This window comes from Scandinavium sp. NPDC088450, assembly GCF_044900545.1.
GTDB lineage: Bacteria > Pseudomonadota > Gammaproteobacteria > Enterobacterales > Enterobacteriaceae > Scandinavium.
In genome coordinates this window covers 62,479-83,314 of record NZ_JBJDNI010000025.1, presented here as the reverse complement: position 1 = coordinate 83,314, position 20,836 = coordinate 62,479, and the positions used below count along the sequence as shown (strand labels likewise).

The 20,836-nt window shown below is 54.3% G+C and carries 18 protein-coding genes and 3 tRNA genes; 3 read left to right on the top strand and 18 right to left on the bottom strand.

All coding sequences use genetic code 11. The features are described 5' to 3' along the window. Positions 1 to 147: 147 nt before the first annotated feature. From rlmB to nnr, 14 genes are all read right to left on the bottom strand, one after another. Positions 148 to 882 (bottom strand): 23S rRNA (guanosine(2251)-2'-O)-methyltransferase RlmB, encoded by a 735-nt coding sequence (gene rlmB / locus ACI2I2_RS19335; RefSeq protein ID WP_330983346.1) that lies wholly within the window; start codon positions 880 to 882, stop codon positions 148 to 150. An 81-nt stretch (positions 883 to 963) separates the two neighbouring features. Beyond that, positions 964 to 3,420: a ribonuclease R gene (gene rnr / locus ACI2I2_RS19330; RefSeq protein ID WP_404659371.1), complete on the bottom strand. Its 2,457-nt coding sequence runs from the start codon at positions 3,418 to 3,420 to the stop codon at positions 964 to 966. A 38-nt stretch (positions 3,421 to 3,458) separates the two neighbouring features. Continuing rightward, a complete protein-coding gene (gene nsrR / locus ACI2I2_RS19325) occupies positions 3,459 to 3,884 on the bottom strand; it encodes a nitric oxide-sensing transcriptional repressor NsrR (protein WP_404659369.1) in 426 nt (141 codons plus the stop codon). 138 nt (positions 3,885 to 4,022) lie between these two features. Then, entirely contained in the window at positions 4,023 to 5,321 is a 1,299-nt protein-coding gene (locus tag ACI2I2_RS19320) for an adenylosuccinate synthase (RefSeq protein WP_404659367.1), read from the bottom strand. Positions 5,322 to 5,423: 102 nt separating this feature from the next. After that, positions 5,424 to 5,621: a DUF2065 domain-containing protein gene (locus ACI2I2_RS19315; protein ID WP_404659366.1), complete on the bottom strand. Its 198-nt coding sequence runs from the start codon at positions 5,619 to 5,621 to the stop codon at positions 5,424 to 5,426. A gap of 68 nt (positions 5,622 to 5,689) precedes the next feature. After that, a complete protein-coding gene (hflC, locus tag ACI2I2_RS19310) occupies positions 5,690 to 6,694 on the bottom strand; it encodes a protease modulator HflC (RefSeq protein ID WP_404659365.1) in 1,005 nt (334 codons plus the stop codon). A 2-nt stretch (positions 6,695 to 6,696) separates the two neighbouring features. After that, positions 6,697 to 7,962 carry an FtsH protease activity modulator HflK gene (hflK, locus tag ACI2I2_RS19305; protein WP_404659364.1) on the bottom strand — a complete coding sequence of 422 codons (1,266 nt, stop codon included), beginning with the start codon at positions 7,960 to 7,962 and terminating at the stop codon, positions 6,697 to 6,699. A 207-nt stretch (positions 7,963 to 8,169) separates the two neighbouring features. Continuing rightward, the gene (gene hflX, locus ACI2I2_RS19300) at positions 8,170 to 9,450 is read right to left on the bottom strand and encodes a ribosome rescue GTPase HflX (RefSeq protein ID WP_330983339.1); all 1,281 of its coding nucleotides are present in this window, start codon (positions 9,448 to 9,450) and stop codon (positions 8,170 to 8,172) included. A gap of 74 nt (positions 9,451 to 9,524) precedes the next feature. Next, entirely contained in the window at positions 9,525 to 9,830 is a 306-nt protein-coding gene (gene hfq, locus ACI2I2_RS19295; RefSeq protein WP_330983338.1) for an RNA chaperone Hfq, read from the bottom strand. 125 nt (positions 9,831 to 9,955) lie between these two features. Continuing rightward, complete coding sequence (gene miaA / locus ACI2I2_RS19290) at positions 9,956 to 10,903, bottom strand: tRNA (adenosine(37)-N6)-dimethylallyltransferase MiaA (protein WP_404659362.1); 948 nt, start codon at positions 10,901 to 10,903, stop codon at positions 9,956 to 9,958. Continuing rightward, complete coding sequence (gene mutL, locus ACI2I2_RS19285; RefSeq protein ID WP_404659361.1) at positions 10,896 to 12,758, bottom strand: DNA mismatch repair endonuclease MutL; 1,863 nt, start codon at positions 12,756 to 12,758, stop codon at positions 10,896 to 10,898. Before mutL ends, miaA begins: the two co-directional genes overlap by 8 nt. Before the next feature lie 11 nt (positions 12,759 to 12,769). Continuing rightward, on the bottom strand, positions 12,770 to 14,107 hold the full coding sequence (gene amiB / locus ACI2I2_RS19280) for an N-acetylmuramoyl-L-alanine amidase AmiB (RefSeq protein ID WP_404659360.1): 1,338 nt from the start codon (positions 14,105 to 14,107) through the stop codon (positions 12,770 to 12,772). 16 nt (positions 14,108 to 14,123) lie between these two features. Further along, positions 14,124 to 14,585: a tRNA (adenosine(37)-N6)-threonylcarbamoyltransferase complex ATPase subunit type 1 TsaE gene (gene tsaE, locus ACI2I2_RS19275; protein ID WP_404659359.1), complete on the bottom strand. Its 462-nt coding sequence runs from the start codon at positions 14,583 to 14,585 to the stop codon at positions 14,124 to 14,126. Beyond that, complete coding sequence (nnr, locus tag ACI2I2_RS19270) at positions 14,578 to 16,104, bottom strand: bifunctional ADP-dependent NAD(P)H-hydrate dehydratase/NAD(P)H-hydrate epimerase (protein WP_404659358.1); 1,527 nt, start codon at positions 16,102 to 16,104, stop codon at positions 14,578 to 14,580. Before nnr ends, tsaE begins: the two co-directional genes overlap by 8 nt. Here nnr and queG point away from each other — a divergent pair. Further along, the gene (gene queG, locus ACI2I2_RS19265) at positions 16,103 to 17,242 is read left to right on the top strand and encodes a tRNA epoxyqueuosine(34) reductase QueG (protein WP_404659357.1); all 1,140 of its coding nucleotides are present in this window, start codon (positions 16,103 to 16,105) and stop codon (positions 17,240 to 17,242) included. The two genes, nnr and queG, sit on opposite strands and share 2 nt — an antisense overlap. Before the next feature lie 272 nt (positions 17,243 to 17,514). Here the strand turns inward: queG and ACI2I2_RS19260 are convergent. From ACI2I2_RS19260 to orn, 4 genes are all read right to left on the bottom strand, one after another. Further along, positions 17,515 to 17,590, bottom strand: a tRNA-Gly gene (locus tag ACI2I2_RS19260). A gap of 52 nt (positions 17,591 to 17,642) precedes the next feature. Then, positions 17,643 to 17,718: transfer RNA gene (locus tag ACI2I2_RS19255), tRNA-Gly, on the bottom strand. A 51-nt stretch (positions 17,719 to 17,769) separates the two neighbouring features. After that, positions 17,770 to 17,845: transfer RNA gene (locus ACI2I2_RS19250), tRNA-Gly, on the bottom strand. A gap of 211 nt (positions 17,846 to 18,056) precedes the next feature. Then, positions 18,057 to 18,602 carry an oligoribonuclease gene (gene orn / locus ACI2I2_RS19245; protein ID WP_404659356.1) on the bottom strand — a complete coding sequence of 182 codons (546 nt, stop codon included), beginning with the start codon at positions 18,600 to 18,602 and terminating at the stop codon, positions 18,057 to 18,059. A gap of 106 nt (positions 18,603 to 18,708) precedes the next feature. Between orn and rsgA the strand changes: the two genes are divergently transcribed. After that, the gene (gene rsgA, locus ACI2I2_RS19240) at positions 18,709 to 19,761 is read left to right on the top strand and encodes a small ribosomal subunit biogenesis GTPase RsgA (protein ID WP_404659355.1); all 1,053 of its coding nucleotides are present in this window, start codon (positions 18,709 to 18,711) and stop codon (positions 19,759 to 19,761) included. Positions 19,762 to 19,856: 95 nt separating this feature from the next. After that, positions 19,857 to 20,819 (top strand): archaetidylserine decarboxylase, encoded by a 963-nt coding sequence (gene asd, locus ACI2I2_RS19235; RefSeq protein ID WP_404659353.1) that lies wholly within the window; start codon positions 19,857 to 19,859, stop codon positions 20,817 to 20,819. The last annotated feature ends 17 nt before the right edge of the window (positions 20,820 to 20,836 follow it).

The window sequence follows — 20,836 nt, the reverse complement described above, 5'->3', positions numbered from 1 at the left end:
GTAAAGGCACGATGAGGTCTCTTCTGTTTTGTTAGCGCAACCAGTAGATCACACTTCATCGTGCTTTTCACTTTTGTGGGGATACCTCAGCCCACAGGGAGAGGGAGCAAACACTAAAAACCTTCTCCAAAGAGAAGGTTTTGCTGTTTATACTGCGCGCTGACGTACCGCTTCAAACAGGCAGATGCCTGTCGCGACAGACACGTTCAGGGAAGAAACGCTGCCCGCCATCGGGATGCTGATCAGCTCATCACAGTGTTCGCGGGTCAGGCGGCGCATACCTTCACCTTCTGCACCCATCACCAGCGCCATACGGCCCGTCATTTTGCTCTGATACAGAGTATGATCCGCTTCGCCAGCCGTACCGACGATCCAGATGTTTTCCTCCTGCAACAGACGCATGGTGCGCGCCAGGTTGGTGACCCGGATCAGCGGCACGCTTTCCGCAGCACCGCAGGCAACTTTCTTCGCCGTGGCATTCAGTTGTGCAGAGCGATCGCGCGGGACGATCACCGCATGCACGCCAGCCGCATCTGCACTACGCAGACACGCACCGAGGTTGTGTGGATCGGTCACGCCATCGAGGATCAGTAAGAACGGATTCTCAAACTGAGCCAGTAAGTCCGGCAGATCGTTTTCCTGATACTGACGGCCTTCTTTGACACGGGCGATGATCCCCTGATGCACGGCTCCTTCGCTTTTCTCATCCAGGAACTGGCGGTTCGCCACCTGAATCACTACGCCTTGTGCTTCCAGCGCATGGATCAGCGGCAGCAAACGCTTGTCTTCGCGGCCTTTCAGAATAAAGACTTCCTGAAAACGCTCCGGGGCACGTTCCAGCAGGGCCTGCACCGCGTGGATGCCGTAAATCATTTCACTCATGAAGGGTACTCGTTACCTGTTAGTTCAATTATTGTTTGCCCCTCTCCCCTGGGGAGAGGGCCGGGGAGAGGGGTTAGCTAATTACTCTGTCGCTTTCTTCGCTGCACGCTTAGCTTTGGTGGCGGCAGCGATTTTAAGCGTTTTTTCCGACGGCTTTTTGGCTTTTTTACTGGCAGCTTCTTTCTTCGCCGCTTTCGGCTTCTGCTTTTTAGGTTGCCCTTTCTCACCACGGAATGCGCTGTCTGGCTCGAAGTTTACCTTTTTACCTGCCTGACGACGCTTGCCGCCTGGCTTGCCGTTACCCGGTTTTTTCGCTTTTTCACGCGCTGTTTTGCCAACATTACGTGGACCGCGCTCACTCGAAATCAGAGAGAAGTCGATTTTACGCTCATCCATGTTGACCGCTTCCACGCGGACTTCCACGCGGTCGCCCAGACGGTAAGTCTGACCACCAGATTCACCAATCAGGCGCTGGCCAATCTGGTCGAAGCGGTAGTAGTCGTTATCAAGCGAGGAGACATGCACCAGGCCATCGATAAACAGGTCGTTAAGACGCACGAAGAAACCGAAGCCGGTGACGCTGGCGATAACGCCCGGGAAGACGTTGCCAACCTGATCCTGCATGAAGTCGCACTTCAACCAGTCAGACACTTCACGCGTCGCTTCATCCGCGCGACGTTCGGTCATTGAACAGTGTTGGCCGAGTTGCAGCATCTCTTCCATGCTGTAATGCCAGCCACCCGTCTCGGTGGAATTGCCTTTATTGCCTTGTTCTTTCGCCAGCAGATATTTGATCGCGCGGTGCAGCGTCAGATCCGGATAGCGACGAATTGGCGAGGTAAAGTGCGCGTAAGACTGCAACGCCAGGCCAAAGTGGCCACGGTTTTCTGGATCGTAGACAGCCTGTTTCATTGAGCGCAACAGCATAGTTTGCAGCATCTCATGATCAGGACGATCGGCGATGGAAGTCAGCAGCTCCGCATAATCGCGTGGCTCAGGCTTGTTACCGCCCGGCAGCTCGAGGCCCAGCTCTGCAAGCACGGTACGGAAAGAGGTGATCGCCTCTTCAGTCGGCTTGTCGTGAATACGGAACAGCGCAGGCTCAGACTCTTTCTCGACAAAACGCGCCGCCGAGATATTGGCGAGGATCATGCACTCTTCAATCAGTTTATGGGCATCGTTGCGCTGAACTTGCTCGATACGCTCAATGCGACGTTCAGCGTTGAAGATAAACTTCGCCTCTTCGCTTTCAAACGAGATGCCGCCACGTTCCGCGCGGGAAACATCCAGCACTTTGTAGAGGTTATGCAGCTCTTCGATATGCTTCACTAGCGGCGCGTACTGCTCGCGCAGATCCTGATCGCCCTGCAGCATATGCCAGACCTTGTTGTAGGTCAGACGCGCGTGGGAGCTCATGACAGCTTCGTAGAAGGTGTAGCTCGTCAGACGGCCTTTTGCCGAAATGGTCATTTCACAGACCATACACAGACGATCAACCTGCGGGTTCAGCGAGCAAAGGCCGTTGGAGAGTACTTCCGGCAGCATCGGCACAACCTGCGACGGGAAATAAACGGAAGTGCCGCGGTTGCGGGCTTCGGTGTCCAGCGGGGTTGGCGGACGGACGTAATAACTGACGTCAGCGATGGCCACCCACAGGCGCCAGCCGCCACCGCGTTTTTTCTCGCAGTACACGGCATCATCAAAGTCTCGCGCATCTTCGCCATCGATGGTGACCAGTGGCAGGTCGCGCAGATCCACGCGGCCGATTTTGGCTTCTTCAGGTACCTGCTCTTTCAGGCTGGCAATCTGTTTTTCAACTTCTGGCGGCCAGACGTAAGGGATTTCATGGGTGCGCAGCGCCATATCGACCGCCATGCCAGTACCCATATTATCGCCCAGCACTTCGACAATTTTACCGATAGCTTTGGTACGACGAGTCGGACGCTGAGTCAGCTCAACCACCACCACAAAGCCCATTCGCGCGCCCATCACTTCTTCAGGCGGAATGAGAATGTCAAAGCTCAGTCGGCTGTCGTCCGGTACCACAAAACCGATGCCTGCATCAGTAAAGTAGCGACCAACAATCTGCCCGGTTCTTGGCTCCAGCACACGCACGATGCGTGCCTCGCGTCGGCCTTTACGATCGGCCCCCAGCGGCTGTGCCAGCACTAAATCGCCGTGCATGCACATCTTCATCTGCTCGCTGGAGAGATAAAGATCGTCTTTGCGGCCTTCAACGCGCAGGAAGCCAAATCCATCGCGATGCCCAATGACTTTGCCTTTCAGCAGATCAAGGCGTTCCGGCAGCGCATAGCACTGACGACGAGTGAACACCAGCTGTCCGTCGCGCTCCATCGCACGCAGACGGCGACGCAGCGCTTCCTGCTGCTCTTCACCGGTAATGTTCAGCTCAGTGGCCAGCTCATCACGGCTGACGGGTTTTTCGCGTTTTGAAATAAAATCGAGGATAAATTCCCGGCTCGGGATAGGGTTCGCGTATTTTTCTGCTTCGCGTTCCTGGAAAGGATCTTGTGACATAGCGGTTCCTCCGTAGTCAGCTCCAATGAAGTGATAGGTCACTCCACCAGCAATAATTTATAAAGCGGTTGATTCTCTTCAACCAAATCGGCCAGCGTGTAGTTATCCAGCTCCTTGAGAAAACTGTTCACGGCCTGAGAAAGTGCCTGTTTAAGCCGACAGGCAGGCGTAATGTGGCAAAACTCGCTGCTGCAATTCACCAGCGATAACGGTTCAAGTTCTCGAACCACATCGCCCACGCGAATGCTTTTTGCCGGTTTGCCAAGGCGGATACCGCCGTTTTTTCCACGCACGGCATCGACGTAGCCAGCACGGCTTAACTGATTGATTATTTTAACCATATGATTACGGGACACGCCGTAGACCTCCGTCACTTCAGAGATACTTGTCATACGACCGTCAGGCAGCGATGCCATATAGATTAGCGCACGCAATCCGTAATCGGTGAAACTCGTTAACTGCACATCAACCTCAAGCAGGGAAAAACAGGGTGTTATTACCTTTGATGATAAACCAGCCAGCCAGGTAGCGGTTAATTAATTTAAGCGGGGGAAGGTGGAAAGCGGGAACAAAGGGGCGCAGTGAGTGCGCCCCTGACATGATTATGCGTCGAACGGGTCGCGCAGGATCATGGTTTCAGTACGGTCCGGGCCCGTTGAAATAATATCAATTGGCACGCCGGTCAGTTCTTCGATGCGCTGAATGTAGTCCAGGGCTGCCTGTGGCAGACCGCTACGCTCTTTCACACCAAAGGTGGTTTCAGACCAGCCCGGCATGGTTTCGTAAATCGCTTCGATACCTTCCCAGTCGTCGGCTGCCAGCGGAGTGGTGGTCACTTCGCGGCCATCTGGCATACGGTAACCGACACAGATTTTCACCTCTTTCAGGCCGTCCAGGACGTCCAGTTTGGTCAGGCAGAAACCTGAGAGGGAGTTAATCTGTACAGCGCGACGTACGGCAACAACGTCCAGCCAGCCACAACGACGGCGGCGGCCAGTGGTCGCACCAAACTCGTTGCCCTGCTTGCAGAGGAACTCGCCGGTTTCGTCGAACAGTTCGGTTGGGAACGGACCAGCACCAACACGGGTTGAGTAGGCTTTGATGATACCCAGAACGTAATCAACATAACGCGGGCCCAGGCCGGAGCCGGTCGCCACGCCACCCGCGGTGGTGTTAGAAGAGGTTACGTACGGATAGGTACCGTGGTCGATGTCCAGCAGCGTGCCCTGGGCACCTTCGAACATGACGAAATCACCACGCTGACGCGCTTGATCCAGCAGGTCAGAAACATCCACGACCATCGCGGTCAGGATGTCGGCAACCGCCATCACATCGTCCAGCACTTTCTGGTAGTCAACCGCGTCAACTTTGTAGTAGTTCACCAGCTGGAAGTTGTGATATTCCATCACTTCTTTCAGTTTTTCGGCGAAGGTCGCTTTGTCGAACAGGTCGCCAACGCGCAGGCCACGACGGGCCACTTTATCTTCATAAGCCGGGCCGATGCCACGACCGGTGGTGCCGATAGCTTTCGCGCCACGTGCTTTCTCACGCGCTACATCAAGGGCGACGTGATAGTCAAGAATCAGCGGGCAAGCTTCAGAGAGCAGCAGACGCTCGCGAACCGGGATACCACGGTCTTCCAGTTCTTTCATCTCTTTCATCAGCGCAGCAGGCGACAGCACAACACCGTTACCGATGATGCTGGTCACATTGTCACGAAGAATGCCTGATGGAATAAGATGGAGGACGGTTTTTTCACCGTTGATTACGAGAGTATGGCCTGCGTTGTGACCGCCCTGGTAGCGTACAACATATTTAGCCCGTTCAGTCAGAAGATCGACGATCTTCCCTTTACCTTCGTCACCCCATTGGGTGCCCAGTACGACGACGTTGTTACCCATTTTTCAAAATCACCGTTTGCTTAAAAATGGATTCTACCATCGGTTTCGATGATGACCAGCACTTTTTGACATCAAAAAACAATGAATCCGGCGAGTTTTTAATCAGCCAATCGTTTTCGTCAACATGTAGTAGATCACCACGCCCGCGACCACAAGGCCACCGCCAAAGCGGCGTAAAAGATGGTCAGGAAGTTGTGATAATGCTGACACCATTTTTCGCCACGCCTGCGGATAGAGCATCGGCCCCAGCCCTTCAAGCACTAATACCAGCGCAAGCGCCAGCCAGATTGTTGAATTCATGGTTCATCCTGATAAAAGAAAACCACCGCCAGTGCGGTGGTTTTTCAATAATGAGACAGCCGACGATATTAACGCGTCGCGTTGCCTGGCGTCTTCATGTAGCGGAAGAAATCGCTGTCCGGGCTCAGAACCATGATGTCCTGATTGCTCTGGAAGCTGTTCTCATACGCACGCAGGCTACGGATAAAGGCATAGAAATCCGGGTCCTGGCTGAAGGCATCAGCAAACAGTTTCGCCGCATCAGCATCACCTTCACCACGCATGATACGACCCTGACGCTCAGCTTCTGCCAGCGTTTTGGTCACTTCATAGTCTGCAGCAGCACGCAGCTTCTCGGCTTCTTCCTGACCTTGTGAACGGTGACGACGGGCAACCGCTTCACGCTCAGCACGCATACGATTGTAGATAGCGTCGGACACTTCGGTCGGCAGGTTGATCTGCTTGATACGAACGTCCACCACTTCAATACCCAGCGCAGCCATACTGTTCGGGTTGATAACCGGCACTTTACCGTTAGTTTCTGCGGCAACACGCTCTGCGGCTTCAGCGATAGCGCTGTCTGCTGCTGGCGTGGCCACTTCATCTTCGGTGCCCGCAGAACCGGAGTTCAGCGCATCACGGACTTCGATGGTCAGACGACCACGGGAATCGGTGACGATGTCTTTCACATCCAGACGACCAATTTCAGAACGCAGACGGTCAGAGAACTTACGTTTCAGCAGCACTTCGGCCTGGGAGACGTCACCGCCGCCGGTCGCCAGGAAGTAACGGCTGAAATCGCTGATACGCCATTTGATGTAAGAATCGACGATCAGGTCTTTCTTCTCTTTGGTCACAAAGCGATCGGCCTGGTTATCCATGGTCTGGATACGTGCATCCAGCGTTTTCACTGACTGAATGAAAGGAACCTTAAAGTGCAGGCCCGGCTCATAAATCACCGGCTTCTTGTCACTGTCGCGCACCACACTGCTGAACTGGAATTTAATCCCACGCTCACCCTCTTTCACCACAAATACAGAGGCGTAGAGGCCTACCAGCACGATGACAATTATCGCAATTACTGACTTACGCATCGTTATTCCCCCTGACGCTGGTAGTCGTTACGCTGCGCGTTAGCACGGCGTTGGTCCATGATGTCGCTATCGCTCGTGGCTGGCGCGCTGTTGCTGTTAGCACTGCTGCTGGAGCTGGACGCAGGCGGCAGGCGTAACAAACTGTCAGCGCCACTGCTGTCACTCTTTTTTGCAGGCGCTGCGCCACCTTTCAGCATCTGATCAAGCGGCAATACCATCAGGTTTCCGCCTTTGTCGTTCACCAGCACCTTGCGGGTATGGCTCAGCACTTTCTCCATCGTTTCGATGTAGAGACGCTCACGCGTAATTTCCGGAGCCGCTTTATATTCCGGCAGGATCTTCACGAAACGAGCCACTTCACCCTGCGCTTCCAGCACGGTCTGAGTCTTATACGCACGTGCCTCTTCGAGGATACGCTGCGCCTGACCGTTAGCACGTGGCTGAACTTCGTTGGTGTAAGCTTCGGCTTCACGGATGTACTGCTGCTCGTTTTCACGCGCGGCAATGGCATCATCAAACGCAGCCTTCACTTCTTCCGGCGGACGAGCGGTCTGGAAGTTCACGTCAAGCAGGGTGATACCCATGTTGTACGGACGAATGGTTTCTTCCAGTTCACGCTGAGTATCGCTACGAATAACGGTACGGCCTTCAGTGAGGATACGATCCATGGTGTATTTACCGATCACACCGCGTAATGCGCTGTCTGTCGCCTGACGCAGGCTGTCATCCGGGCTGGTGACGCTGAACAGGTACTTTTGCGGATCGGTAATGCGGTACTGCACGTTCATTTCAACGCGCACCACGTTTTCATCGGAAGTCAGCATCACGCCCGAAGCGGCCAGTTCGCGAACGGCTTCCACGTTAACCGGCGTCACTTCATCGATAAAGGTCGGTTTCCAGTTAAGGCCCGGCTCAACCAGATGGCTGAATTTACCGAAGCGAGTCACCACGCCACGTTCGGCTTCTTTAATGGTATAGAACCCGCTCGCCGCCCAAATGATCACCACCGCCGCAGCAGCAATACCCACAATGCGCCCGCCCATTGGGCCACGCGGCAGTTGTGTGGTATTTCCACCGCCAGAGCCGCCTTTACCACCGCCCAGGCCGCCGAGTTTTTTACTCAGCTTGCGGAAGATATCATCCAGATCAGGAGGCCCCTGATCGCGACCACCTTTGTTTCCATTTCCCCCAGAGTTGCCGCCTTGATTATTGCTGCTTCCCCACGGGTCGCGGTCTTGTCCGTTATTACCGGGCTGATTCCACGCCATGTATATGCTCCATATTTGTTATGCGGTGTATATACCCGTCATATTTCGAGCTGCAGGTGCGTTGGCTGCACTCCCTCACCCCAGTCACTTACTAAAGTAAGCTCCTGGGGATTCACTCCCTTGCCGCCTTCCTGAAACTCGAACTATTTAGGGTATCTGGCTTTATTACCAAGTATAAAAGCGAATAATTTTCAGGCTGATTGACTATCAGACCACATAGTCTGTCAGCGCAGGTTCTTGCTTACAGAGGCGACGCCAGTCAACAATCGGCATGCGTACTTCCAGACCGACGCTACCGTCCTCCTCCATCCACTCTTTCTCTATCGCCTGAAGCTGATAAAACCGGCTTCTGAGACGCCCTTCCTGCGGAGGTAAGCGCAGCGTGTGCTGAGCCACTTCACCGGAAAGCCTTTCAGTTAAAGCCTGGAAAAGCAGTGGTACACCCACTCCCGTCTGCGCAGAAAGCCAGACGCGAATCGGTTTATTTTCTTCGTCCCTGTCGATACGCGGCTCAAAATCTTCCAGCATATCGATCTTGTTCATCACCAGCAGCGTCGGGATTTCATCGGCTTCGATTTCATCGAGCACCACGTTCACTGCATCAATGTTTTCCTGCAGGCGGACATCCGCGGCATCGATAACATGCAGCAACAGCGTCGCCTGACGCGTTTCCTGCAGCGTGGCTTTAAACGCAGCCACCAAATCGTGCGGCAGATGGCGGATGAACCCTACGGTATCCGCCAGCACGGTTTCACCCACATCGGCGACGTTAATACGGCGCAGAGTCGGGTCCAGCGTCGCGAACAGCTGGTCCGCGGCGTAAACCTGCGCTTCAGTAATCTGATTAAACAGCGTCGACTTCCCGGCGTTGGTGTAACCCACCAGCGACACGGTCGGAATATCGGCTTTAGTACGCGAACGGCGCCCTTGCTCACGTTGCTTCTCAACTCTCTCCAGACGAGAGAGGATCTGCATAATGCGGTTACGCAATAAACGACGGTCAGTTTCGAGCTGGGTTTCACCCGGGCCGCGCAAACCAATCCCGCCCTTTTGTCGTTCAAGGTGGGTCCAGCCACGCACAAGACGCGTCGCCAGATGGCGCAACTGCGCCAGCTCAACCTGCAGTTTCCCCTCATGGGTACGCGCACGCTGAGCAAAAATATCAAGAATCAGACCGGTACGATCGATAACCCTGCACTCGCACAAACGCTCCAGGTTACGTTCCTGGGCCGGACTTAATGCATGGTCGAATAAGACAACGGACGCGCCCGTTGCTTTAACGGCTTCCGCAATTTCGACAGCCTTACCTTCACCAACAAAATACTTTGGGTGCGGCGCTTTACGGCTACCGGTAATCACCTGCATTGCTTCGACACCGGCGGAAGAGACCAGGGCTTCAAACTCCTGAAGGTCTTCCATATCTTTGTCTTGCGAAAAATAGATGTGTACCAGTACCGCCTGCTCACCGGCATCATAACGGTCAAACAAGCGTAATCTCTCCTAAAAGACCAGCGGGGAACCAAACCACCTGGCTCCCCGACATGGAAAAACAGCCATCAACCTTATTCGGTTTCTTCGCTGTCTTGCGGCGCAGATGAAGCCTGCGCGTTGCTACCGTGATGGTAGTTGCTGGTACTGCCGCCGGCGTTATTGCTGTGATGAGAGACCGGACGAGACGGAACCACCGTAGAAATTGCGTGCTTATAGACCATCTGGCTGACCGTGTTTTTCAACAGGATCACGAACTGATCGAAAGACTCAATTTGCCCTTGCAGCTTAATACCATTCACCAAATAAATAGAAACTGGAACACGTTCCCGACGCAGTGCGTTCAGAAACGGATCTTGTAAAGATTGCCCCTTAGCCATTCTCTTTTCCTTATATGCTTGTTTTACCCACGGTTTTCAGGGTTTTTTACCCACAAACTTCGGGCTTGTACTTAGAACCTTGCGATTCTGAAAAATTGCGCACGATACGTCTTAATTTTACACGTTCAGTCCTGACCCGCACCAACAACCTGCAACACTTCGTTGAACGCCTGTTCAGGTTGCTCACTGTCTAACCAGTGAACGCCTTCCCAGCCGCGTAACCAGGTCACCTGGCGCTTGGCCAACTGTCTCGTGGCGCAAATACCTCTATAAACCATTTCATCATAAGGAATTTCGCCTTCAAGGTACGACCACATCTGGCGATATCCCACACAACGAACGGAAGGCATATCCGTATGCAAATCTCCGCGGGCAAAAAGCGCCCGCACTTCTGCTTCAAAACCTGAAGCCAACATCTGGTGAAAACGCTGCTCGATGCGCTGATGGAGCAGTTCACGGCTCGCCGGGGCGATGGCGAACTGATGCACCTTGTACGGCAGAGCCTCGCCTGACGTTTGCGTCAGTTCCGTTAAAGTTTTACCCGAAATGAAAAAAACTTCCAGTGCCCGGGAAAGTCTTTGCGGATCATTTGGATGAATACGAGCAGCAGCAACCGGGTCAATTTCCTGAAGTTGCTGATGCAGCGCATTCCATCCTTGCTCTGCTGCCTGTTGTTCAATTCTGGCTCTCACGTCAGGATCTGCCGACGGTAACGGCGACAATCCTTCCAGTAAGGCTTTGAAATACAACATAGTGCCGCCAACCAACAGCGGTATACGCCCTGCTGCGGTGATCTCGGCCATTTCGGCAAGCGCATCGCGGCGGAATTCCGCGGCAGAATACGCCTGCGCCGGGTCGAGAATATCCAGCAACCGGTGCGGTGCCGCGGCAAGCTCACGCGCATCCGGCTTCGCGGTTCCGATATCCATCTCTCGATAGATGAGGGCGGAATCCACGCTAATCAACTCTACGGGCAAAACTTTACGCAATTCAATGGCCAGCGCCGTTTTGCCGGAGGCCGTTGGCCCCATCAGGAATATGGCCTTAGGCAGGCTATTTGTGTCGTTACTCATGGTTAAGGGCATTCATCGCCGTATGTAAATCAACGGGTTGTAACAGGCCACCTGGCGGGGCTTTCACCAGTTGCGGACACAGACGTTCAACGTCGGTCAGCATGGCTATCGCCTGCGCCATATTCCACTGCGCATGGTCGCTTGCGAGGTTTCGTGCTAACCACTGCGCAAGCGTGCTCGCATCACAGGATGGTTGCAGCGCGAGGTAGCCTATCAGTTCAGGAATCAAGATTTGTAAATTTTGTTGTCTTAAGGGTAAAGGCACCGCCCTCACCGTCACATGCTGCGCTTCTGGTTGAATTTCCACGCCTAATTGCCCTAATACTGGCAGGGCTTTTTGGATTGCCGCTTGTTCATCAGCACTCACTTTCAGGCGCAGCGGAATAAGCAAAGGCTGAGCGCAAACAGGTGCACTTTCCGGGGAGAGCTGCGCTTGTTTCAACCAGCGTTCCGCAACGGGCAATGCCAGAAGACTCAGCTTCCCGTCACGTTCGAGCAGCGCACGATCGTTGGCGACTATCGTCAGCACGCGGCCAAAGCTGCTGCTGTGCCCGGCAAGGCTTTCGGTTTCCTGCGCGCTTACAGGCTTACGTTCGGCAACGGGCGTTTGCAAAAGTTGTTTGTATAACGCGCCCTGCTGCTTTTGATAGCCAGGCTGCGCATTCGGCCATCCTGCGCCTGAAGGTGCTCGCGAGCTGCCACCGCTGCTGGTCTGGCTGCTATAACGAGGCGTAGCGGAGTCACGCGCAACAGCCGGTTCGGCAAAGTGATTTCGCCCAGCCGCTACCCGGTTTTCAGGAAACGAGCGTGGGGCCGGTTCTTCCTCTTCAACCGCGAATGGCAGCGGCGCATCGACTTGCTGTTGCAGGACACTCAACACGCCCTGATAGATAAAGTCATGAACAAGGCGTGATTGATGGAAACGCACCTCATGCTTGGCAGGATGCACATTCACATCGACCTGATGCGGGTCGATCGTCAGATAGAGGACAAAGGCCGGTTGTTCACCCGCGCCCAGTTTGTCTTCACAGGCCTGGCGAATGGCGTGGTTAATCAGGCGGTCTCGCATCATGCGACCATTCACATAGCAATATTGAATCTCGGCGAGCTGCGCATTGGTCTGCTTCGGATCGGCCACCCAGCCCTGGAGCGCTAAATCACCGTGCTGCCATTCAATCGCCAGCGCGTGTTCCGCAAACGGTGTTCCACAGATAGCGGCCAGACGGCGCTCTTTCTGCCCGCCCTCCGCTACCGCGCGATACTGGCGCACCGCTTTACCGTTGTGATTCAGATTAATGGTGACGTCAAAACGGGCCAGCGCAATGCGGCGGATAATCTCATCAATATGGCTGAACTCGGTTTTCTCGGTGCGCATAAACTTGCGACGCGCTGGAGTGTTGTAGAACAAATCCAGCACTTCCAGCGTGGTTCCCACAGGATGGGCCGCCGGCTTCACCGTGACGTCCATGTCACGCCCTTCCGCATAGGCTTGCCAGGCTTCTTGCTGCTCGGCAACGCGTGAAGTGAGTGTTAAACGGGAAACAGAGCTGATACTGGCCAGCGCTTCGCCGCGAAAACCGAGGCTGATTATCGCTTCCAGATCGTCAAGAGAGGCAATTTTACTGGTGGCGTGACGAGCCAGCGCCAGCGCCAGCTCGTCTTTTTTAATCCCACAGCCATTATCACGAATGCGGATGAGCTTTGCGCCACCGCGTTCGATGTCGATATCGATGCGGGTTGCGCCCGCATCAAGGCTGTTTTCTACCAGCTCTTTCACTACCGATGCGGGCCGTTCTACCACTTCGCCAGCGGCAATCTGGTTCGCAAGCTGTGGCGGTAAAACCTGAATCGGCATTGAAAGGCTCCTTAATTTATTAACGTTCCGCCGGGAGAAGTGGCGCTGGCCGTTTGTGAAGACTCACCACGCGGGCCGTTTTGTAACGGATGCTGTTCGAAGTAGTTACGCAAGCCGTTGTAAATGGCCTCAGCAATCTGCTGCTGGTAGCTGTCGCTGCCCAACAGACGCTCTTCCCCGCTGTTGCTGATAAACCCAGTTTCTACCAGGATCGACGGAATATCCGGTGAGCGCAGGACGCCTAAACTCGCGTGTTCAGGGCGGCGTTTGTGAATATTGCCCACTCGCTGTAGCTGGCCCAGGACATCTACCGCCACATCATACCCGACGCGCTGAGAATGACCGAACTGTAAATCCAGCACTGCCTGGCTCAGGTAAGGATCGGCCTGGCTGTTTGCCAGCACGTCGCCCGCCCCGCCCAGCAGTTCGGACTGCTTCTCATGCTGTTCCAGCCATCCGGCCATTTCGCTGTTTGCGCGGCGATTGGAAAGCACCCATACCGAAGCGCCTGTGGCATCACGGTTTGGCGCGGCATCCGCGTGAATGGACACCAGGAAGTTGGCGTTTTGCTTACGCGCCACATCCGAACGCCCCATTACCGAGATAAAGTAATCGCCATCGCGGGTTAAAACGCCCTTAAACATCGGATCATCGTTCAGCAGCGCACGCAGCTTACGGGCAATCAGGATGGTGACGTTTTTCTCTTTCGTCCCACCCGGACCAATCGCGCCCGGGTCCTGACCGCCGTGACCGGCATCAATGGCAATAATCACCTTATCGCCTGTCACGCTGGCGGTTCTGGCTCTTGCCGCCGGACGCGTCGCCGTGTTACTGCTGGTGACGCTGGTCATACGATCGTTCTGCGTTTTGAACGGATTTTTTGCCGGTTCAGCAGGACGCGGAGCGACCACTGGAGCTTCCACTCGTTTCGCAACGACAGGTGGCGGTGGCGGCGGCGGTGGCTCATCCGCATTGATGGTGAACACCACGGTGTAATTGCCACCGCTTTGCTGTTTCACCGCACGGGTTTTCCCGTCGCCGGTCAGGTCGACCACCAGACGCAGAGACTGCGCATCTTTCGGCGTGCCTGAGCGAATACTTTTCACCAGATTGTTGCCGCTAAAATTAAGCGGTAAGCCTTGAATCACACCTGTTTGTTTAATGTCGAGCGCCACGCTGCGCTTCCCTTCCTGGGAAAACGAGTAGTCTGGATCGCCCATGAAACTGAAGGTGATGCGGGCTTGTTTATCTCCGTTGGACACCTGAATATCGGATAAACTCGCCGCCGTCGCCTGCAGGCAAAAAAGCATCAAACTTGCCGCACACCAACTTTTAACGCGATAAATCATCCCGCCATCCCTCAGGTTAACTGGCCAAACGTGCCAGTAAAGACTCACCCAGTGAGGAGACTGCCGTCACGCGCGCCTCTCGCCCTTGTGCCTGGTACTCTAAGTGAATTTCGACATCCGGTTCAGGCAATACACCCGCGCCCTGTTGCGGCCATTCCACCAGGCAGATGGCATCATCAGCAAAGTAATCGCGGATCCCCATAAATTCGAGCTCCTCAGGATCCGCAAGGCGATATAAATCGAAGTGATACACCATCAGATTATCGAGGGTGTACGGTTCTACCAGCGTGTAAGTAGGGCTTTTGACGTTGCCTTTGTGGCCGAGTGCCTGCAAAAAGCCACGGCTGAAGGTGGTTTTCCCGGCGCCCAAATCGCCGTAGAGATAGATAACGGTCGCGCCTTTGCAGGCGGCAGCCATGCGGTTGCCAAGATCTAATGTTGCCTGCTCGTCGGGTAAGGGAATCACTCGATTAATCATGGTTTACGTCAATCACATCCGGGTTAACAACACGCTGTAGCGTGGAAAAAAGATCGGTGGCGAGCATGCCACGGGGTCCGTATCGCGCAGCGAGCATATCCGCCGCCGCGCCGTGCACCACACAACCGGCGCAAGCAGCATCATACGGCGTGAGATGCTGACCTAGCAACGCACCGATAATGCCTGATAACACATCGCCCATTCCACCGCTGGCCATACCGGGATTGCCGGTATCGACAAGGGCCAGGCCGTGGATTTCATCCGCAATGACCGTGCCCGCGCCTTTTAGCACCACCACTCCACCGTACCGTTTTACCAGACGCTGTGCAGAAAGTAAGCGATCGCTTTCAATTTCTGCCACGCTGCAATTCAGTAACCGGGCGGCTTCGCCGGGGTGTGGCGTCAGAATGCGATTGTGACGTTTATCCGGATTGATTGCCAGAAGGTTCAGTGCGTCAGCGTCCCATAACATGGGCTTACGGACGTTTTCCACTTTGCGCAGCGCCTGCTTTGCCCAATTCTGTTGGCCCAGACCCGGCCCAATTACCACCACTTCAGCCCATTCAAGGCTTTCATCGAGGCTCTGCGGAGTGAGTTCGTGAACCATCAACTCCGGCCTTGCAGTGATGATTGGCGCGATATTCTCGCTGCGAGTCAGCACTCGCACCAGCCCCGCTCCAGCGCGTAATGCGGCTTCACCCGCCATTCTGATGGCTCCCGCAGTTCCTACATCACCGCCGATGATCACCAGTTTGCCGTGATCCCCCTTGTGTGAAGTGGCCCGTCTCGGCAGGAGCCATTGCGCAAGCTGCGAAGCCTCAACACGTTGAATTTGCGTGGTTTGAGCATTCAGCCAGCTATCAAGGCCGAGCGAGTGTTGATGAAGACGCCCCGTGACATCACGAGCTTTGCCGGTCAGCAATCCAGGTTTGAGGGCGATAAACGTCAAAGTATGAGCCGCATGAATCACCGCTCCGGGCGTAGCCCCCGTTTGCGCCAGAAGGCCGGAAGGGATATCCAGAGAGAAAATCGGAGCAGGATGTTCATTGGCATGGGAGATAAGGCTGGCAACCGGTTCGCGTGGAGCGCTGTTCAGCCCGGTTCCCAGCAAAGCATCGACGATAAGATCCACGCCTTCCGGCCAGGCAATATCGTCTGCATGAATAATACCGCCCGCATTCAACCAGGCGGCTCGTGCCTGCCCGGCCTCTTCAGGAAGCGGTTTATCGCTCTCCTGAGCCAGCAGCGTGACAGTGATGCCTGCGGCCTGAGCAAGGCGTGCGACAACGTAGCCATCGCCACCGTTATTGCCGTGTCCGCAGAGGATAATCCAGTGGGCGGCTGAAGGATAAATTTCGCGGGCAAGCGTGAAAGCGGCCTCCCCAGCACGAAGCATCAGTTCATAAAGCGTTAACCCGAGCGCATCGGCGGCCTCTTTTTCGGCGCGACGCAGGTCATCCGCAGACCAGATGGTGTGTGGTATACTTGCGGGGTTTCTCGTCATTGTATGGTCCGTCATGTCACAGCCCCTCGATCTCAATCAATTAGCGCAAGACATCAAGCAGTGGGGCTCCGAACTGGGCTTTCAGCACGTCGGTATCACCGATACTGACCTCAGCGAGTCCGAACCCAAACTGCAGGCATGGCTGGACAAACAGTACCACGGCGAAATGGAGTGGATGGCACGTCACGGTATGATGCGCGCCCGCCCGCATGAATTGCTGCCGGGAACGCTTCGCGTGATCAGTGTGCGAATGAACTATTTGCCCACCCATGCCGCGTTTGCCAGCACCCTGAAAAATCCTTCGCTCGGTTACGTCAGCCGTTATGCCCTCGGGCGTGATTATCATAAGCTGTTGCGTAATCGTCTTAAGAAGCTGGGCGAAAAAATTCAGGAACAGTGTGCCTCGCTGAATTTTAGACCTTTTGTCGATTCCGCGCCCCTTCTGGAGCGCCCAATCGCTGAAAAAGCCGGGCTTGGCTGGACAGGTAAGCACTCACTTATCTTAAGCCGTGACGCGGGCTCTTTCTTTTTCCTTGGCGAACTGCTGATAGACCTGCCGTTACCCATTGATAAGCCAGTGGAAGAAGCCTGCGGGCGCTGTGTCGCCTGTATGACCATCTGCCCGACGGGAGCGATTGTTGAACCCTACACTGTCGATGCCCGTCGCTGTATTTCCTATCTGACCATCGAACTGGAAGGGGCCATCCCGGAAGAATTTCGCCCACTCATGGGTAACCGCATTTATGGCTGTGACGACTGCCAGTTGATTTGCCCGTGGAATCGCTATTCACAATTAACCGTTGAAGAGGATTTCAGCCCGCGCAAAGCCCTGCACGCGCCGGAGCTGATTGAACTGTTTGCCTGGAGCGAGGCCCATTTTCTGAAAGTCACAGAAGGCTCGCCCATTCGGCGTATCGGCCATCTCCGCTGGCTGCGAAACATTAGCGTCGCACTGGGAAATGCCCCCTGGGATGAGCGTAATTTACACGCCCTGGAAAGTCGCCGAGGTGAGCACCCACTTCTCGACGAGCACATTGAGTGGGCGATTGCGCAGCAAATTGAGAAACGAAATGCCAACGTTGTGGAAGTGCAGTTACCGCAAAAACAGCGTCTGGTGAGGGTGATCGAAAAAGGGTTACCGAGGGATGCCTGAATCATTCACAGGGTGTGAATAAAAATAAAAACACATTGCAATTCAACACGCCCTGAGACGTCAAGAGATCAAAATAACAATCTGAAATATTATTTATTTGTTATAAATCAATGAATTGAAAAGATACTATTCACACATCGAAGCATTTTGGTTTTTAAGACAAAAACTCAGGCCTGTGGATAAGTCTGTTTACAAGAGTGTGTCAGAGGAAACAAGAATCATCCCCAACGTGCTTTCACGCTGTGGATAAGAAGTCAGACTGAAGAAAATTTTGGAGCGGGAAACGAGACTCGAACTCGCGACCCCGACCTTGGCAAGGTCGTGCTCTACCAACTGAGCTATTCCCGCTTGGGTGGTGCGTATCTTGCGATACTGTCAACTTGTGCTGACATTCAAATTTTGGAGCGGGAAACGAGACTCGAACTCGCGACCCCGACCTTGGCAAGGTCGTGCTCTACCAACTGAGCTATTCCCGCTTGGGTGGTGCGTATCTTGCGATACTGTCAACTTTTGCTGCATTCAAATTTTGGAGCGGGAAACGAGACTCGAACTCGCGACCCCGACCTTGGCAAGGTCGTGCTCTACCAACTGAGCTATTCCCGCAAATTTGTTGCTGTCGTAACGATGAATTCTCTGTCGTTACGGGAGGCGCATTATACGAGAAATCCTTTTAGCTGCAACCCCCCTTCGCGCGATTTTTTTTGATTTTTGCTTAAGTGCTGAATTAATCATCGATGTGGGCAAATTAACACCGATTGCCGGCTGGCACTGCGCTTAGCCGGCCTACAAATGGCTTGTAGGCCCGGCATAAAACTTACAGCTTGATAAAATGCTCGCGGTAGTACGCCAGTTCAGCGACCGATTCACGGATATCATCCATCGCCTGATGAGTGCCCTGCTTTTTGAAGCCGTCGAGAATTTCTGGTTTCCAGCGACGCGCCAGCTCTTTCAACGTGCTGACATCCAGATAACGGTAATGGAAGTAAGCTTCCAGTTCCGGCATGTACTTAAACAGGAAACGGCGGTCCTGGCCGATGCTGTTACCGCAGATAGGTGATTTGCCTTCCGGCACCCACTGTTTCAGGAATTCGAGGGTAGCCAGTTCCGCCGCACGGTCGTCCTGAGTGCTGGCCTTTACGCGATCAACCAGGCCGCTGCCAGTATGAGTGCGCACGTTCCAGTCATCCATCAGCGCCAGTTGTTCATCAGACTGATGTACCGCGATGGTCGGCCCTTCTGCCAGGATGTTGAGATTGGCATCGGTCACCAGGGTAGCGATCTCAATAATGCGATCACGCTCGGGATCGAGGCCTGTCATTTCAAGATCGATCCAAATGAGGTTGTTTTCATTTGCACTCATGCTATTTTCCACCCTTCTCGCGTCACAACGACTGTGACTATATTCGTCTAAAATAGCGTGTATCATAAAGGTTTTGCCCCTTTGGGGCGACCAGGAGCTAGCCCGATTGAGTAAAAATAAACTCTCCAAAGGTCAACAGCGCCGCGTCAAAGCGAACCATCAGCGCCGCCTTAAAACGACTGCGGAGAAGGCCGATTTCGATGACAACCTGTTTGGTGAAGCCTCTGAAGGCATCGTCATTAGCCGCTTTGGCATGCATGCCGACGTGGAAGCAACTGACGGCGGCGTTCACCGCTGCAACATTCGCCGCACGATTCGTTCTCTGGTGACCGGTGACCGCGTGGTCTGGCGTCCGGGGAAAACCGCGGCAGAAGGCGTTAACGTCAAAGGCATCGTGGAAGCCGTGCATGAACGCACCTCAGTCCTGACGCGTCCGGATTTCTATGACGGCGTCAAACCTATCGCCGCCAACATCGATCAGATTGTCATTGTGTCGGCGATCCTGCCGGAGCTTTCCGTCAATATTATCGACCGTTATCTGGTGGCGTGCGAAACGCTCAACGTTGAACCGATCATCGTGCTGAATAAAATCGACTTGCTTGATGACGAGAGCATGGCTTTCGTTAACGAGCAAATGGATATCTATCGCCGCATCGGTTACAAGGTCCTGATGGTGTCCAGCCGCACGCAGGACGGCCTTAAGCCGCTTGAAGTCGCGCTCACTGACCGCATTAGCATTTTTGCGGGCCAATCCGGCGTGGGCAAATCCAGCCTGCTGAACGCTCTGCTCGGCTTGCAGGAAGAAATTCTCACCAATGATGTTTCCGATAACTCCGGTCTCGGCCAGCACACCACCACGGCAGCGCGTCTCTACCACTTCCCGCACGGTGGCGATGTGATTGACTCCCCGGGCGTACGTGAATTTGGCTTGTGGCATCTGGATCCGGAACAAATCTTCAATGGCTTTGTCGAATTCCAGGACTATTTAGGCGCCTGTAAATACCGCGACTGCAAGCACGACAACGATCCCGGCTGCGCCATTCGTGAAGCGGTCGAAAAAGGTGAGATCGCCGAATCGCGCTTTGAAAACTACCATCGCATCCTCGAGAGCATGGCCCAGGTAAAAACGCGTAAAAGCTTTTCTGAAACCGACGACTGACATTTAAGCTGACTGCCGATAGAATCAGCCCCCCATTTTTTTAAATGGCTTGGATATAAAGTCTGTGATGACCCGACACTGGCCTGGAGGCTACCTTGTTAAATTCATTTAAACTTTCGCTTCAATACATTCTGCCGAAACTGTGGCTGACACGCCTCGCCGGCTGGGGCGCGAGCAAACGAGCAGGCTGGCTGACAAAGCTGGTGATTGACCTGTTCGTGAAGTATTACAAGGTCGATATGAAAGAAGCGCAGAAACCCGATACTGCCAGCTATCGCACCTTTAACGATTTTTTTGTCCGCCCGCTGCGTGACGATGTTCGTCCCCTGAATACCGACCCGAACGTGCTGGTGATGCCAGCCGACGGCGTAATCAGCCAGTTGGGTAAGATTGAAGACGACAAAATTCTGCAAGCAAAAGGCCACAACTACAGCCTGGAAGCTCTGCTGGCGGGTAACTATCTGATGGCGGACCTGTTCCGTAACGGTTCGTTTGCCACCACGTATCTGTCCCCGCGTGATTATCACCGCGTGCATATGCCGTGCAACGGCATCCTGCGTGAAATGATTTACGTGCCGGGTGACCTGTTCTCTGTGAACCACCTGACCGCGCAGAATGTGCCAAACTTATTTGCCCGTAACGAGCGAGTTATCTGCCTGTTTGATACCGAATTTGGCCCAATGGCGCAGATTCTGGTGGGCGCAACTATCGTGGGCAGCATTGAAACTGTCTGGGCTGGCACTATTACTCCACCGCGTGAAGGCATCATTAAACGCTGGACGTGGCCTGCCGGTGAAAGCGAAGGTTCTGTGGCCTTGCTGAAAGGCCAGGAAATGGGTCGCTTCAAACTCGGTTCAACGGTTATCAACCTGTTCGCCCCTGGCAAAGTCCAGTTGGCTGAGCAGCTTGAAAGCCTGTCCGTCACCAAAATTGGCCTGCCGCTGGCCGTTTCTACCGAAGCTTTCGTCGCCCCCGAAGCTGAAGTGCTGGCGGAAGAAGAGATCAAAGCTGAACACGACGCCAGCCCGCTGGTCGAAGACAGCAAAGACCAGGGCTAACCAGGAAGGACCGCTGA